The 15,601-nt window shown below is 66.8% G+C and carries 13 protein-coding genes, 2 tRNA genes and 1 other annotated feature; of the genes, 12 read left to right on the top strand and 3 right to left on the bottom strand.

Features of this window, described 5'->3' with window-relative positions:
* The first annotated feature begins 113 nt into the window (after positions 1–113).
* Positions 114–4,754: a HAMP domain-containing protein gene (locus BJY18_RS35470; RefSeq protein ID WP_446680370.1), complete on the top strand. Its 4,641-nt coding sequence runs from the start codon at positions 114–116 to the stop codon at positions 4,752–4,754.
* On the opposite strand, the gene BJY18_RS35465 is transcribed toward BJY18_RS35470, so the two are convergent.
* A tRNA-Gly gene (locus tag BJY18_RS35465) sits at positions 4,706–4,779 on the bottom strand. The two genes, BJY18_RS35470 and BJY18_RS35465, sit on opposite strands and share 49 nt — an antisense overlap.
* An 85-nt stretch (positions 4,780–4,864) precedes the next feature.
* Here BJY18_RS35465 and BJY18_RS35460 point away from each other — a divergent pair.
* The 10 genes from BJY18_RS35460 to BJY18_RS35415 all read left to right on the top strand — a co-directional run bounded on the left by BJY18_RS35460 (position 4,865) and on the right by BJY18_RS35415 (position 12,644).
* A tRNA-Pro gene (locus BJY18_RS35460) sits at positions 4,865–4,938 on the top strand.
* A 104-nt stretch (positions 4,939–5,042) separates the two neighbouring features.
* The gene (locus tag BJY18_RS35455; RefSeq protein WP_184784179.1) at positions 5,043–6,041 is read left to right on the top strand and encodes a tyrosine-type recombinase/integrase; all 999 of its coding nucleotides are present in this window, start codon (positions 5,043–5,045) and stop codon (positions 6,039–6,041) included.
* Positions 6,042–6,281: 240 nt separating this feature from the next.
* Positions 6,282–7,522 (top strand): IS3 family transposase gene (locus tag BJY18_RS35450; RefSeq protein WP_184784178.1). Its coding sequence is split into 2 segments (ribosomal slippage): positions 6,282–6,573 and positions 6,573–7,522, totalling 1,242 coding nucleotides; the frame shifts between segments, so codons are not numbered across the junction.
* Positions 6,566–6,694: a sequence feature (AL1L pseudoknot), on the top strand. It overlaps the preceding gene by 129 nt.
* A gap of 35 nt (positions 7,523–7,557) precedes the next feature.
* A complete protein-coding gene (locus BJY18_RS35445) occupies positions 7,558–7,932 on the top strand; it encodes a hypothetical protein (RefSeq protein WP_184784177.1) in 375 nt (124 codons plus the stop codon).
* A 98-nt stretch (positions 7,933–8,030) separates the two neighbouring features.
* A complete protein-coding gene (locus BJY18_RS35440; RefSeq protein ID WP_184784176.1) occupies positions 8,031–8,360 on the top strand; it encodes a hypothetical protein in 330 nt (109 codons plus the stop codon).
* Between the two features lie 48 nt (positions 8,361–8,408).
* Positions 8,409–9,683 carry an IS256 family transposase gene (locus tag BJY18_RS35435; protein ID WP_184784066.1) on the top strand — a complete coding sequence of 425 codons (1,275 nt, stop codon included), beginning with the start codon at positions 8,409–8,411 and terminating at the stop codon, positions 9,681–9,683.
* A gap of 36 nt (positions 9,684–9,719) precedes the next feature.
* Positions 9,720–9,908, top strand: coding sequence for a hypothetical protein (locus tag BJY18_RS35430; protein ID WP_184784175.1), 189 nt, complete (start codon positions 9,720–9,722; stop codon positions 9,906–9,908).
* Positions 9,905–10,525: a DUF3558 domain-containing protein gene (locus BJY18_RS35425; protein ID WP_312874072.1), complete on the top strand. Its 621-nt coding sequence runs from the start codon at positions 9,905–9,907 to the stop codon at positions 10,523–10,525. The genes BJY18_RS35430 and BJY18_RS35425 overlap by 4 nt, the downstream gene beginning before the upstream one ends.
* Complete coding sequence (locus tag BJY18_RS35420) at positions 10,525–11,865, top strand: hypothetical protein (protein WP_184784174.1); 1,341 nt, start codon at positions 10,525–10,527, stop codon at positions 11,863–11,865. Before BJY18_RS35425 ends, BJY18_RS35420 begins: the two co-directional genes overlap by 1 nt.
* A gap of 8 nt (positions 11,866–11,873) precedes the next feature.
* Positions 11,874–12,644: an ESX secretion-associated protein EspG gene (locus BJY18_RS35415; RefSeq protein ID WP_184784173.1), complete on the top strand. Its 771-nt coding sequence runs from the start codon at positions 11,874–11,876 to the stop codon at positions 12,642–12,644.
* A gap of 126 nt (positions 12,645–12,770) precedes the next feature.
* Here the strand turns inward: BJY18_RS35415 and BJY18_RS35410 are convergent, their stop codons facing one another.
* Both BJY18_RS35410 and BJY18_RS35405 read right to left on the bottom strand, forming a co-directional pair.
* Entirely contained in the window at positions 12,771–13,613 is an 843-nt protein-coding gene (locus tag BJY18_RS35410; protein WP_184784172.1) for a helix-turn-helix domain-containing protein, read from the bottom strand.
* 96 nt (positions 13,614–13,709) lie between these two features.
* On the bottom strand, positions 13,710–13,985 hold the full coding sequence (locus tag BJY18_RS35405; protein WP_184784171.1) for a hypothetical protein: 276 nt from the start codon (positions 13,983–13,985) through the stop codon (positions 13,710–13,712).
* Between the two features lie 89 nt (positions 13,986–14,074).
* On the opposite strand from BJY18_RS35405, the gene BJY18_RS35400 reads away from it, so the two are divergent.
* Positions 14,075–15,100: an NsdA family TPR-like regulatory protein gene (locus BJY18_RS35400; RefSeq protein ID WP_512699138.1), complete on the top strand. Its 1,026-nt coding sequence runs from the start codon at positions 14,075–14,077 to the stop codon at positions 15,098–15,100.
* Positions 15,101–15,601: the final 501 nt, after the last annotated feature.

Genomic DNA, 15,601 nt, shown 5'->3' with positions numbered 1-15,601 from the left:
GGTCGGCAGACATGACAACCAGTTCCGAGCGGGCTCCCGGGCGTACCGGCGGCACCGGCGCGGACGGGGTACCGGCGGGCGAGGAAGCCGCACTGGAGCGGCTCCTTTCCGCGGTGCACGACCTCGCCGACGGCAACTTCCGGCGCCGCTTCGTGGCGCACGGTGACGGCATCACCGCCCGGCTCGCGTCGGCGTTCAACGACATCGCCGGGCGCAACCAGCAGTTGGTGACCGAGCTGATGCGGGTCCGCGGCGCGGTCGGCCAGGAGGGCAGGCTGACCGAGCGGATCGACGCCGAGATCGGCCCCGGCGGCTGGGCCACCGCGGTGGACACCGTCAACGGGCTGGTCGAGGAAGTCAGCAGGCCGGTGGTGGAGCTGGACCGGGTGCTCGGCGCGGTGGCCGAGGGCGATCTGTCCCAGCCGATGGCGCTGCAGCTGGAGGGCCGTCCGCTGCGCGGGCAGTACGAGCAGCTGGCGAACACGGTGAACGGCCTGCTCGCGCAGCTGTCCCGGTTCGCCGCGGAGGTCATCCGGCTCTCCCGCGAAATCGCCGGCGAGGGCAGGCTCGGCGGCCAGGCCGAGGTGCCCGGCGTCACCGGCACCTGGCGTGACCTCACCGACTCGGTCAACTTCCTCGCCGACAACCTCACCGAGCAGGTCCGCAACATCGCCCAGGTCACCACGGCGGTCGCCCGCGGCGATCTGACGCAGAAGATCAACGTGGACGCCCGTGGCGAGATCCTCGAGCTCAAGAACACCATCAACACGATGGTCGACCAGCTGTCGTCCTTCGCCGACGAGGTCACCCGGGTCTCGCGCGAGGTCGGCAGCGAGGGCAGGCTCGGCGGCCAGGCCCGCGTCCCCGGCGTCGCCGGGACCTGGCGGGACCTGACCGATTCGGTGAACCTGATGGCCGACAACCTCACCGACCAGGTCCGCAACATCTCGCAGGTGGCCACGGCGGTCGCCGCGGGCGATCTGACGAAGAAGATCGACGTCGACGCGCGCGGCGAGATCCTGCAGCTGAAGACGACGCTGAACACGATGGTCGGGCAGCTGTCCGCGTTCGCCGACGAAGTCACCCGCGTGGCCCGCGAGGTCGGCAACGAGGGCCGCCTCGGCGGCCAGGCCGAGGTGCCCGGCGCGGCCGGGACCTGGCGCGGGCTGACCGACTCGGTGAACCAGATGGCCGACAACCTCACCGACCAGGTCCGCAACATCTCGCACGTGACCACGGCGGTGGCGAAGGGCGACCTCACGCAGAAGATCACCGTCGACGCGCGCGGCGAGATCCTCGAGCTCAAGACCACGATGAACACGATGGTCGACCAGCTGTCGTCCTTCGCCGACGAGGTCACCCGCGTGGCCCGCGAGGTCGGCACCGAGGGCCAGCTGGGCGGTCAGGCCACGGTGCCCGGCGTCGCCGGCATCTGGCGGGATCTCACCGGGTCCGTGAACTTCATGGCGAACAACCTGACCGCGCAGGTCCGCAATATCGCCCAGGTGGCGACGGCGGTGGCGCGGGGCGACCTGACGAAGAAGATCGCCGTCGACGCGCGCGGCGAGATCCTCGAGCTCAAGACGACGCTGAACACGATGGTCGACCAGCTCTCCGCGTTCGCCGACGAGGTCACCCGGGTCGCCCGCGAGGTCGGCACCGAGGGGAAGCTGGGCGGTCAGGCGGCGGTGCCGGGCGTGGCGGGGACCTGGAAGGACCTCACCGACAACGTCAACTCCATGGCGAACAACCTCACCGACCAGGTGCGGAACATCTCGCAGGTCACCTCCGCGGTGGCGAAGGGCGACCTGACCCAGAAGATCACCGTCGACGCGCGCGGCGAGATCCTCGAACTCAAGAACACCCTGAACATCATGGTCGACCAGCTCTCCGCGTTCGCCGACGAAGTCACCCGCGTCTCCCGCGAAGTCGGTACCGAAGGCAGGCTCGGCGGCCAGGCGCGGGTGCCCGGCGTCGCCGGGACCTGGAAGGACCTCACCGACAACGTCAACGGCATGGCGGACAACCTCACCGTGCAGGTGCGCAGCATCGCCACCATGGCGAGCGCGGTGGCCAACGGCGACCTGTCGAAGAAAATCTCCATCGACGCGCAGGGCGAGGTCGAGGCGCTGGCCGACACGCTGAACGGCATGGTCGAGACGCTGCGCGCGTTCGCCGACGAGGTCACGCGAGTCTCGCGCGAGGTCGGCACCGAAGGCATCCTCGGCGGCCAGGCGCGGGTGCCCGGCGTCGCCGGCACGTGGAAGGACCTGACCGAGAACGTCAACTTCATGGCGCACAACCTGACCAGCCAGGTGCGCAACATCTCCCAGGTCACCACGGCGGTGGCGCGCGGCGATCTGTCGCGCAAGATCGACGTGGACGCCCGGGGCGAGATTCTCGAGCTCAAGACCACCATGAACACCATGGTCGAGCAGCTCTCCGCGTTCGCCGCGGAGGTCACCCGGGTGGCCCGCGAGGTCGGCACCGAGGGCAAGCTGGGTGGCCAGGCCGAGGTCGAAGGCGTGTCCGGGACGTGGAAGCGGCTCACCGAGAGCGTGAACCAGCTGGCCGGCAACCTGACCACGCAGGTGCGGGCGATCGGCCAGGTCGCCACGGCGGTGACCGCGGGCGACCTGACCCGGCACGTCACCGTGGACGCGTCCGGGGAGCTGGCCGACCTCAAGGACAACATCAACCAGATGATCGTGAACCTCAAGGAGACCACCTCCGCCAACCGCGAGCAGGACTGGCTGAAGACGAACCTGGCCCAGCTGTCCGGGCGGATGCAGGGGCACCGCGACCTGTCCTCGGTGGCCACCCTGATCCTGTCCGAGCTGGCGCCGCTGGTGAGCGCGCAGCAGGGTGCGTTCTTCATCGCACACGAGGACGAGTCGGACGCGGCGGGCCGGTCACTGGACTGCATCGCCACCTACGGGCTCGCGCAGTCCCGCACCGGCCTGCGCTTCCGGCTCGGCGAGTCGCTGATCGGGCAGGCCGCGGTGGACCGCAGGACGATACTGGTCACCGAGGCGCCGCCGGAGTACACGCTGGTCTCGTCCGGGCTCGGTTCGGCGCCCCCGGTGCACGTGATCGTGCTGCCGGTGCTGTTCCAGGGCGAGGTGCTGGGCGTGCTGGAACTGGCGTCGGTGAACGGTTTCTCGTCGGTGCACCTGGATCTGCTGGAGCAGTTGCGGCACACGATCGGCGTGAACGTGAACACGATCCTGTCGAACTCCCGCACCGAGGTGCTGCTGACCGAATCGCAGCGGCTGGCCCAGGAGCTGCGGGCACGTTCCGAGCAGCTGCAGGCGCAGCAGGGCGAGCTGCGCCGGTCGAACACCGACCTCGCGGAGAAGGCGGCGCTGCTGGCCCAGCAGAACCGCGACATCGAGGTCAAGAACATCGAGATCGAGCAGGCGCGCCAGGAGCTGGAGGAGCGGGCCGGACAGCTCACCGTGGCCTCGCAGTACAAGACCGAGTTCATGGCGAACATGTCGCACGAGCTGCGCACGCCGCTCAACAGTGCGCTGATCCTGGCGAAGCTGCTGTCGGAGAACCCGGAGGGCAACCTCACCGAGAAGCAGATCCAGTTCGCCAGGACCATCTACGCCGCGGGCAGCGATCTGCAGCAGCTGATCAACGACATCCTCGATCTGGCCAAGGTCGAGGCCGGCCGGCTGGACCTGCAGATGTCCGACGTGACGCTGCCGGAGCTGGTCAGCTACGTGGAATCGCTGTGCCGTCCGCTCACCGCGGACAAGGGCCTGGAGTTCGCGGTGCGGATCGATCCGCCGGTACCCGGCAGCGTGCACACCGACGAGCACCGGCTGCAGCAGGTGCTGCGCAACCTGCTGTCGAACGCGGCGAAGTTCACCGACGAGGGCGGCGTACGGCTGCACATCCGCACGGCCGAGCCGGAGGAGGTCGAGCAGGAGACGCTGAAGTCGGCCGCGGGCATCATCGCCTTCGCCGTGGAGGACACCGGGATCGGCATTCCCGAGGAGAAGCTGGCGATCATCTTCGACGCGTTCCGCCAGGCCGACGGCACGACCAGCCGCAAGTACGGCGGCACCGGACTGGGCCTGTCCATCAGCCAGGAGCTGACCGAACTGCTCGGCGGCGAACTGCGGGTGCAGAGCGATCCGGGCCGGGGCAGCACGTTCACGCTGTACCTGCCGGTCGGCGCGGCGAACCTGATCGCGCCCACCACCCCGGTCCGTCCCACGCCGAAGCTGCCGGTGCTGCCGAGCACGATCACCGTCTCCGAGCCGGACAGCGCCCCGAAGCGCTTCGACGGCGAGAAGGTGCTGATCGTCGACGACGATCTGCGCAACGTCTTCGCCCTCGCCGCGGTGCTGGAACAGGCCGGGCTGGAGGTGATCTACGCCGACACCGGCGTCGCGGGCATCCGGGCGCTGGAGCGGCACGAGGACACCGCGCTGGTGCTGATGGACGTGATGATGCCGGAGCTGGACGGGAACGCGACCATCGCCGCCATCCGCGCCGAAGCCGCACACGAGGACCTGCCGGTGATCGCGGTGACCGCGAAGGCGACCGAGGAGGACCGGGAACGCACCCTGGCCTCCGGCGCGGACGACTACCTGACCAAACCGGTGGACACCGACCGGCTCCTGGACGTGATCGCCACCCGCCTCGAGGCGGACGCCGCCTCGGCCCCGCAACCCGGCGACCCGAGGAAAAATGGAGCGGGTGACGGGAATCGAACCCGCGTAGCTAGTTTGGAAGACTAGGGCTCTACCATTGAGCTACACCCGCAGCGCCCCGGTACGACCCGGGAACGCAGCAAGCTTAGCGTGCGCGCTAGGCTGACCGGCACACCCCCCGGGTACGCCGGCGGGACCGGGATGTGGCGCAGCTTGGTAGCGCATCCGCTTTGGGAGCGGAGGGTCGCAGGTTCAAATCCTGTCATCCCGACCGATAGGGGCTGGACCTGCGGGTTCAGCCCCTTTTTCGTGCCGTCGGACGCGGCCCGGAAGCTAGCACAGCGCTCAGTGACACTCCTATTTGAGGATTTTCACATGCGCACCCGAGCCCCGAAGCCCGCTCCGCCGGCCTGGCAGGCGTTGATCAACGAGTGGGCCATGTCACTTGAAGCGGAGAACAAGAGCCCCCGCACGATCCGCGGCTACTGCGACGCCGTGCGCTTCTTCCACATCTGGCTCGCCGACCCGGACGTACCGCCGGAAGCCGACGACCCCGAAACGTGGCTGGCGTCAGTTCCACCCAAGCCGACTGAGCCCGCCGACTACGAACCGAACCACGTCAAACGGTGGATCGCCTATCGCCTCGCAACCACCAGCCCCGGCAATGCAAACAACAATTACCGCGCCCTGAGCGCCTGGTTCAACTGGCTTCTGACCGAGGAAGAGATCGAACACCACCCGATGGCTCGCATGAACCCACCCCACATTCCGGACCAGCCGATCCCCATCACCCCGGTGGAATTCATCAAGCAGGTGCTCCGGGACTGCCAAGGCCGCGACTTCCACAGCCGCCGGGACGAAGCGATCATCCGACTGATCTGGGACACCGGCGGCCGCCTCTCCGAAATCGCCAACATCGACCTGGAACGCGACCTCGATCTCTCCCGTCGCGTCGTCAACGTCCTCGGCAAAGGCGGCAAATGGCGCGCGCTTCCCTTCAGCGCCGCCACCGGCAAAGCACTCGGCCGCTATCTCCGCGTCCGGGCGCGCCACCCCTACGCCGACACCACCAGCAGACTGTGGCTCAGCGACCACCGCCGAAGCACGCCACTCTCGCCGAACGGCATCAAGATCATGCTCCGCCGACGAGGCAACGCCGCCGACGCCCACGGCGTGCTCGGCCGCAACCTTCACGCACATCTCGGCCGGCACTTCCAGGCACACACCTTCCTCAGCTCCGGTGGCAGCGAAGGCGACCTGATGCTGCTCAACGGATGGACTACCGCACAAATGGCTCGCAGGTACGGAGCCAGCGCCGCCGCCGAACGGGCCCACGAAGCGGCCAGGAAGATCCGGATCGGGGACGCGCTCTGAACCACAGGCGGCGGCCGCACACGAACACGACACCCATACCTCTCCAGCAGGCTCCAGCCAACCGTCAACCCGGCGGGCCACAACCCAGGCTCGAGCCAAACCACGGAGTTCGACGGCATAGCGCGGCCGTCGCCGACACCAGCACCCTGACGACCACGAAACCCAGGAGCCTGAGTGCTCGCGTCTACTTGAACCGTCACGGGTTGGGGGCCGCTTCCTTTCGTGAGGATGATGGTCACCATGCCCAAGCGTTACCCGCCCGAGGTCCGTGAGAAGGCTGTCCGTCTGGCCCTGGACCGTCTCGACGAGTACGGATCCGCCTATGCTGCCGCGCATGCCGTCGGCCCGATGGTCGACGTGCACCCGGAGACGCTGCGCGTGTGGATCGTCAAGGCTCTCCAGCAGGGTGTCCCGTCCGTCGCGGCGGCCGGTGAGCTGGCCGCGACCGAGCGCGCCGAGCTGGACCGGTTGCGCAAGGAGAACCGGGAACTCAAGCAAGCCAACGACATCCTGAAGCTGGCATCGGCTTTTTTCGCGCGGGAACTCGACCCGCGACACCACTGATCCTCGGGTTCATCGACGAATACCGCCAGGTCCACGGCGTCGAGTCGATCTGCCGCGCGCTCTCCACGCACGGGATCCAGATCGCGCCCAGGACCTACCGCAAGGCCCGCCGCCGGCCACCGTCCGGGCGGGATATCGCCGACGCGTACCTGATCAACGCCTTGCTGGACGCGCAGGAGGCACCCGAGGCTGTTTATGGGCGGCGGAAGATGACCCGTTGGCTGCGTCGCCAGGGGCACGATGTGGCGTTCTGCACCGTCGACCGGATCATGCGAGACCTGGACCTGCAGGGAGTGACCAGGGGCCGCCCACCGCGAACCACGATCCGCGCCAAAGACAGCGTGCGGGCTGGTGATCGGCTCAACCGGGACTTCAGCGCCGATGCCCCAAACCTGGCGTGGGTGGCGGACTTCACCTACGTCTCGACGCAGACCGGATGGGCCTACGTCGCCTTCGTGTTCGATGTCTACTCCCGCGCCATCGTCGGCTGGATTGCGGCGAGCACGAAGACGACCACGCTGGTGTCCAAGGCCCTGAACATGGCGCTTTGGCGGCGTGATCACCACGGGCATCCCGTCGAGCCAGGGTTGATCCACCACAGCGACGCCGGCAGTCAATATACGTCGGTAGCCTTCACCGATTCCCTGGCAATGCAAGGATTATCGGCCTCCATCGGTTCGGTCGGAGACGCCTACGACAACGCGCTAGCGGAGTCGATCATCGGGTTGTTCAAGACTGAACTGGTCAACCGGCACCGCCCGTTCACGAACCTGTCCGAGGTCGAGTACGCAGTGACGGAGTGGGTCGACTGGTACAACAACGCCCGCCTGCATTCCCGGCTGGAGTACCTCACTCCGGTCGAATACGAGGCCGCCTACTACGCTCAACATCTGCCACGCCGACCGGCGCTGGTCTGACACCACAGCCGGTCCCTTACCCGTGACGGTTCAACGTGAGCGAAACCGAGCGCACCGGCTATGCCGACACCAGCCGGAAGACCTACGGCGATCACCTACGCGACTCTGTGGTCTGGGCGCACGAGGCAGCCGACATCCATAGCGAGGCCGCCGACATGTACAACAGGCTGGCCGAGCTCGGGATGCCCGATGCGGTCGAGCGCAGGGACTACGCGCGTCGCGCAGCCGCCCACATGGAGCAGGTGGCCAGCGTGAACGCCGCACAAAGCATCGCCCACGACGAGATGATGGCCGCCGGCGGCCCGGACAACTCCCGCGCCTACGTCGAGTACGAGGCCATGACCCGCCGCCACCAGGAGCTGCTACCCAAGGACCCCCCCGGCTTGACGATCACGTTTCTCCCGAAGTGACTACCGCTCGGTGACCGGTCCGCTACTGTGATTCGTGGCAGACGGTCTTGGCTGGACCGCTCTACCAGCGTTAACAGGTGTCACCAGAGGGGTAAACAGTGTCTCAACCTGCATCCGGGCCGAACTGGCTTGAAGGACTCGGCTTCGTCATCACCGACCAAGCGGGCGGCGGAGGCGCCTCCGGAGGAGGCGCAGCACCGTCCGGGCAGGGCTTCGCCATGAGTACCGACGAAGCTCACAGCATGCTCGTCGTGGCCAAACGCACTCGCGACAAGTACAACAGCATGCGTCGGAAGGCACTTTTGACGCTTCGGATGAATCCACCAACTGACGATCCCGGCAGCAGTGGCTACAACAACCTGATGGGAGCAATGCTTGAAACCTGTGGATCTGCCGAGGAAGGGCGTACCTTCCCGGTGATCGAGTAGAGGTCTCAAGCAGGCCGACGTTGGCGCGTCGGTCGGGAAGGCACGCCCATGCTCACCGTAGTCCCTGACCCCGCATCTGGTGACAACGACCAGTCCGCTGCGGGTGAAGCATCGTTGATCGACCAGATCGTCCGTGAGGGTGCTTGCCGGATGCTGGCCGAAGCGTTGCGTGCTGAGGTCGACGCCTACATCGCCGCGTTCGCTGACCAGCGGGACGAGCGGGGCCGCCGCTTGGTCGTGCGCAACGGCTCCCACCAGCCTCGTGAGGTGCTCACCAGCGCGGGCGCGGTCGAGGTGACCGCGCCGCGGGTCAACGACAAGCGCGTCGACCCGGAGACAGGCCAGCGTCAGCGGTTCGCCTCGGCGATCCTGCCGGCGTGGGCGCGTAAGACCCCGAAGATCACCGAGGTACTGCCGCTGCTCTACCTGCACGGCCTGTCCTCGGGTGATTTCGTGCCCGCACTGGGACAGTTCCTCGGGTCCGCGAAGGGCCTGTCCGCGGCAGTGATCACGAAGCTGACGGAGCAGTGGAAGGCCGACCAGCGTGCCTTCGCCGAGCGGGATCTGTCCGGTGTGGACTACGTCTACCTGTGGGCGGACGGCGTCCACGTCAACATCCGCCTGGAAGAACACAAACTCTGCCTGCTGGTCATGATCGGCGTGCGCGCCGATGGCCGCAAGGAGCTGGTCGCGCTGGCCGACGGCTATCGCGAATCGACCGAGTCGTGGGCCGACCTGCTGAGGGACTGCCACCGGCGCGGGATGCGCGCGCCCGTACTCGCGGTCGGCGACGGTGCGCTGGGGTTTTGGGGCGCGCTACGCGAGGTCTTCCCCAGCACCCGCGAGCAGCGGTGCTGGTTCCACAAAATCGCGAATGTTCTTGCCGCGCTACCGAAATCCGCGCATCCCGGCGCGAAGAAGGCCCTCGCCGAGATCTGGAACGCCGAAGACCGCCGCCATGCCCTGGACGCGGTCACAGCGTTCGATGCCGCCTACGGCGCGAAGTTCCCCAAGGCGGCCGCGAAGATCACCAACGACGTCGACGAGCTGCTGGCGTTCTACGACTACCCGGCCGAGCACCGGATCCACCTGCGCACCACGAATCCCATCGAGTCGACGTTCGCCACGGTGCGGCATCGCACGAAGGTCACCAAGGGGCCGGGCTCGCGAGCGGCCGGGCTGGCCATGGCGTTCAAGCTCATCGAGTCAGCACAAACTCGCTGGCGCGCGGTGAACGCACCACACCTCGTTGCCCTCGTCCGTGCTGGTACCACGTTCGTCAACGGCGTCCTGGTCGAACGACCCGACGAGGAAGCCGCTTAAAGATCTTGATCCACAGGTATTGACAATAGCTCCCTGATGGTCGGCGAAGATCACAACGGTGGAACGCTCGGCGGAGGCAGAGACCAGGTCGAGCTTGTCTACAACTACTCGAACGAGCTAGTCACTCGGCTGGAAAAGGCACTCGGCATCACCGAGTCCTCGGACGACCAGGCTGCCGCCGACCTCGGGAACGTCACACCTGGCGACGACAAGGGGTTCGCGTGAGGAAACCCCGAGCTCTAGCGTCCTTTGCTGGCGTGGTTGCAACCGTTGTACTGGGGGCGGGATGTTCCGGGACGCCGGCCGCGACCCCGACGAGTTCCCCACCGTCGCCGACCAGCGAGACCTTGCCTCACAGCGGCGCTCCCAAGGTCGAGCATCCACTCCCGGCATCCGTGCTCTCCGGCGACCCCTGCCAAGGTGCGTTGACGCCGGAACAGCTCAAACAGATTTTCGGCACCGTGCCAAACGGCACGCCAGACGCCACAGCCGGACTCGGCCCGAACTGTGACTGGCAGGCGGACGCCGGTGTTTCAGTGGGCTATGTGACGCAAGATCACCAGGGGCTCAGCGCCGTATATCGGAATTCCAAACCGCAAACCTCGGTATGGCGTGAGCTTCCGTTGATTCAAGGCTTCCCGGCCGTCGGATACATCGACAAGGCGGGAGCAGCTTCGGGAGATATCTGCACGGTGAGCGTCGGTGTCGCCGACGATCTGTCCTTCGATGTCGCACTGACACTCAGTCAGGCCAAGAAGAACGCGCGTGCGGATCCGTGCGAGCCTGCAACGCGGGTGGCGGACATGGTGGTCACCAACCTGCGCCAGAAAGCGGGTTCGTGATGGGTCTGTTCGACTGGGTCGGCGATGGCACGAAGTGGCTCAACGACCGGTTCAACGACGTTGAGCATTGGGTGTCGGACGTGTGGCACGGCAATACCGGTGACCAGGCAGTTCCCGCCCCGGAGCTGGTCCAGAAAATCTTGGCCAGCAAGGGCGCTACCGAATGGCATCAGGGCGCAGCGTCGCTCGGCGAAATCGCGAAGGACCACGACGAAGCCAGTTCGGATGTGCAGAAGCTGAGCACTGGCCTGGAGTCAACATGGACCGGCGGCGGAGCTGACGCGGCGCAAGCGAGGATTCGCCCGTTGGCAGATGCTTCCTCCGCGGCCGCGCAAACCTATACCAGCAACGGGCAGAACTTGACAGATCTGGCGCATGGGTTCGATGAAATGAAGGCCGCGTTGCAACCGATGCCCAACACGCCGCCACATAAAAACTTCTTCGACAGCGCTTCACCGTGGGACACCGACACCGAAGACCAGATCAACAACTACAACAAGATGGCCCAGGAAAACCTCGACCGCTACAACGGCTACTCGAAGCAGGCACAAACCAGCGGTCAAGGTTTGAAAACGGATTACGGGCAGCTGGGCACGTTCGACGGCGACGTGTCGATTACTCCGCAGGAGCCCGCTTCCACGCACTCGCAGCACACGTCGACCGGTGGGGCGAACGGGCATTCGTCGGCGCGGTCGGACCTCACCAGTACGGGCGGTGCGGCGCATACGCCACCTGCCGGGGGTTCGGTGCCGGACGTGCACACCCCTCCCCCCGCCTCCTCGCCACCGGGTGGGAATTCTGGGTCGGGCGCTCAGTCGGGTGGGGGCGGTACTGAGACCGCGGGTTACGTTCCTCCGTCGCTGCCGGACACGCGGCCCGGTTCGATGCCGCCGCTGCCGGTACCGGGGTCCTCGCCGGGCTCCGGGGGCGGTGGTTCGTCGTGGTCGGGGGGCGGGTTTGTGCCCGGCGGGTTCGGCGGTGCTGGCGGCTCGTCGTCTGGACCAGGCGCAGGGGTCGGCGGGGCCACCGGCCGCATGCCGTCCGGAGGGTCTGGCGGTGGCGCGCGGTCGGGTGCCGGTGTCGGTGCTGGAGAAGAAGGCGCTGTCCGCGGTTCGGGAGGGCCGACTGCAGGGCGCGGCGCCACCGGTGGCCGCGGCGGGGCCGGCATGGGTGGTATGGGCGCTGCGGGAGGCAGGGGCAAGGACGAGGAGGACAAGGAGCACCAGCGCAAGTACGGCGTGGATGATGACTCCGCGTTCAGCCTGACCGACGATGACGGCGGTCGGCTAGTGGATCCGCGAACCGGACTGCCACCCACACCCCCGACCATCGGGGGCTGAGGACACACGTGAACATCCTCGACCGGCCGGTGCGACTGCCCCGGCCCGTGTTTCTCATGTCCTGGAAGCTGGCCGAGCTCGGCGCACTCCCCGTCGTGGTCGAACCGGACCAGACCTACCGCACCGACGACGGCGCAACCGCGTTCCGGCAGCGCGCGCTCGACGAGCTCGCCCGTCTCGGATTGATCGACCGGGACGGCGCGCTGATCCCGCAGTACCGGGCCACACTCGAGGTACTGGCGAGGGCTCGGCGTGAGGTCTACTCCTGGAGCAACCTCCGCGACGCCAGCGTCCAGGCTGCCGCGATCCTCACCGCCGAGTCCGGGCGGGACGCAATCCGGTTGATCACCAACCACGAGGTAATCCAACTCGACCCCATCCGACCGCGCGCGCTGGTAGAAAGCCTGGTCGACACCCTTCCGAATGGTCGCCCAGCCCGGATCAGGCCGCTGTGTGTACCGAAAGGACATTACGACGACGCCGGTCGCGACTACGGTCGCGATGACCCGCTCACCGAAGACGCCGCAGACGCCGACGAGCTGCGTCGGCTGATGCGCGCCGAGCGGGACGCGATTCACCAGCTGTACGCCGCAACCCGCGACAACGCCGGCGAGCGCACGCGTTCCACACCGCTGTCAGCCATCGACCTCACCCGCGTAGGCAGGATCCTGAGTTTCGTTAACGACGGTCCCGGCGGTGCTCCACAGATCAACCTGTATCCCGGTCATCGTGCGCATCTCGTCGACGCACTCACACTCACACTCGGTGCGCTCGGATAGGCGGCAACCACACCAGTTCCGGCAGGCGCAGGTTCCCTGCGCCTGCCGGAACGGCCCGACCGTCCCGTCTGGCTGGTCGCAGAGGGGACGCGACGACGGGGACGGCCAAGTCTCGAGGACCGAGAACTACGTCGTGTCGAATGCGGCGAACCTACTGGCGATGTCTTCGATGATCATGACGGATTCGAGGGGTGTTTTCGCGTTCTTGTCGAGTCGTTCGATGACGTCCCGGTACTCGTTGCGGTCATCGGGAAGGAAAATTCCGGCATTGCGGTGGGAGAAGTAAGCGACCGTCGCTGCGGGAGTGTCATAGAGCGTGAAGGGCCCGGACCGGCCGGGGTGCTCGCCGACGTCGTCCGGCACGACGCGCAGGGTGATTCCGGTCGAGGCCACCACGAGGATCTCCAGCTGCCGGCGCATGATCTCCGGAGTACCGACAAGGTTGGTGAGCGCAGCAGCTCCGACGAAAGCGGTAATCGGTGTGGCATCGAAGCCGAGGATGACATTGCCGCTCTCCGCCCGGACAGTGGCCAGCTCGCGGACGTCCGAGGCGAGGAAACCTTGCGCGAAAAGAGCTGCCATCGAGTAGTCCGGGATCTGCAAGAGGTCGGGAATCTGCAGGGGATGCCACACCCTGATACTGCGAGCCATGGCTTCACAATCGCGCAAAGCTGCCAGGTGGTCGCGGTGACTCTGATTCCCGGGGACGATCAAGCCGGGACCGGTGAGCCGAGCCAGATGCAGGATTCGCTGCTTCTCCTCGCCAACGACACCCAGTGCACCGAGAATCCCCGCCACGTCGGTCACCTTCGGTGTGCGCTGGCCGAGTTCCCAATTAGAGATCAGAGCAGGGTTCGTCCCAATCCGCCGGGCCAGCTCCCGCACGCCATACCGCGCGTGCTTCCGCGCCGCGCGCAGAGCAATACCCAGCAACCGGTTCCGAAACGGACCCTTGTCCTCAACGTTCACGTGTCATGCCCTGTTCCTCGTCATCCTCGACAACGACCTCGCCGGTATCGCGGTCGATCAGAACCTCAGTGCCGTCGTCCCCGATCCAAACGCTCATCACGACCTCCGCGGTGGTGTCCGCAGGCCCGGATGATTCGGCGGGATCTCGTAGCCGTGGATTCGTCGGTACTCAAAGTCGCAATATAGGCACTGCGTCGGTACGCCGTGCGCGCTCCGCTCACTCAACGTCCCGAACGCGGAGGCCGCTGTCTTGTTGCACAGCATCGTGATGACCCCACCCGGCGCAGGAATGGCGGACAGTCGGGTCAGGTGCCACACGCCGCCGATCACGGGGCGCATCGCCGCCGCATCAAGGTAGATGAACGCGGTCATGCAGAACAGCGTCGTCGCCTGCACGCTTCCTGTGCAGGGAAGATCCCGGGGAAGATGGGGGAAGCCGTAGACTCGATGCCGTGACCGGGATGCCGAACGATCGTCTTCGCCTCGCGCGCGAGGCGATGCCTTCGCGTCTGCATCCGGGGACACCGATGGGTCGGGATGAGCTGGCCGGTCACGTACGCGACTGGATCACCGCCACCGACCCGGACGGGCGGTTGTCCGCGTTCGACGGCAACCACCTCGGCAAGCTGGAACGGGGCTCGGTCCGGCGGCCGTCCGCTCTCGTTCGCGCAGCGCTGTGCGGCGTGTTGGAAGCCAACGAACACGACCTTGGCCTCGTTGCCCACAAGGACGAGGAAAGAGTCGCCGCAGCACTCTCCGGCCGGGTGTACACCGATCACAAGGCCTTGGCTGCCATCGCCGAAGTGCTGGCCAGTGTTCGGCGGTTGGAAGACGCCACCAGCGCCGGCGATGTGGTCTCGACGGTTCAGGCGCAACGAGCAATGGTCTCTCGGCTCGCCGACAACTCACGGGGAGCGGTGCGCACCGACGCCATCGGACTGCTTTCCGAACTGGAGCAGTACCTCGGGTGGCTGAGCATTCCGTTGGATCGTTGGGGCGACTCCCGGAAACACCTGGACCAGGCCGTCGTGCGTGCCACGGAGGCCGACGACCCCGAGCGGCTGGCAATGGCGCTATCGTTCTCCGCGTACCGGAACCTGCGTCGTGGCAACTTGCGCAACGCCGAGACCATGAACGCTGCAGCCGGTCGGGACGAACGCGTGAATATCGGTCTGCGCACCTACACCGAGTTTCAGCGCGCCGAGGTCCTGGCTCGTGACGGGCTGAGAAACGAGGCGCTGCAGGCCTTGACCTCGGCCGACACGTTGATGGGCGGACTGCCAGACACCTCTGACGACCTACCGGCATCCGCATACTGGTACGTACCGTCCTTCTTCCACGGACAACGTGCCTTCGTGCTGCACGCGCTCGGCGACGACAGGCAAGCGGCCCGTATCGCCCGCGAAGCTCTGGCAGAGATGCCCTCAGCATGGCGCGAAGCCGAGTGGGCGGGCCGACGTACGAAGCTGGCACAGCTCGACACATGATGAAGCCGTGCGCTGCTGCCCAGCGAACCGACAGCCGGCAAGGCCCTCGCGCATAGTTGCGTAAGGCCCGAGGACCTCACGCAATGCTACGCACAGTAGTGGGAGGTGTCGTGTACGTGTCGCCTGTTAACGGCCGACGCGAGGACCGAGCTGACCGCGCGCCAGAAGCGTCCGGGACCGGGCCAAACGGAAGCAGGAACAGTTTGAGCTGACCACCGACTCCGAGTGCTGGGGCGCGGTCTGTTTCAAGCGCTGGGTAAACACGGAGCTGCCCCTACACCAAGCGGGCCCGCTCAGCATGTACGACAACTACCTGGGCGAATAAGCCGTGGACCAGATGCTCGGCGTGTCGATGGACACCGACGACAAGCAAGGCGGAGGAGCAAGTCATGCGTGCAGCTCCGTCGCGGGCTCGCGGCGCAGTCAGCCGTGGGCCCGCGCGTGCAGTGGGCCACCGCGCCGCTCGTGAACGGCGTTTCTGGCCTGGCACGCCGGGCCGAG

The sequence above is a fragment of the Amycolatopsis jiangsuensis genome (genome assembly GCF_014204865.1).
GTDB lineage: Bacteria > Actinomycetota > Actinomycetes > Mycobacteriales > Pseudonocardiaceae > Amycolatopsis > Amycolatopsis jiangsuensis.
This window is presented reverse-complemented; position numbering and strand designations above follow the sequence as displayed.

Excerpts from the sequence above, each read along its gene's own strand:
- BJY18_RS35455 (WP_184784179.1), top strand. The coding sequence starts at position 5,043 with ATGCGCACCCGAGCCCCGAAGCCCGCTCCGCCGGCCTGGCAGGCGTTG.
- BJY18_RS35435 (WP_184784066.1), top strand. The coding sequence starts at position 8,409 with ATGCTCACCGTAGTCCCTGACCCCGCATCTGGTGACAACGACCAGTCC.
- BJY18_RS35430 (WP_184784175.1), top strand. The coding sequence starts at position 9,720 with ATGGTCGGCGAAGATCACAACGGTGGAACGCTCGGCGGAGGCAGAGAC.
- BJY18_RS35420 (WP_184784174.1), top strand. The coding sequence starts at position 10,525 with ATGGGTCTGTTCGACTGGGTCGGCGATGGCACGAAGTGGCTCAACGAC.
- BJY18_RS35405 (WP_184784171.1), bottom strand. The coding sequence starts at position 13,985 with ATGACCGCGTTCATCTACCTTGATGCGGCGGCGATGCGCCCCGTGATC.
- BJY18_RS35400 (WP_512699138.1), top strand. The coding sequence starts at position 14,075 with ATGCCGAACGATCGTCTTCGCCTCGCGCGCGAGGCGATGCCTTCGCGT.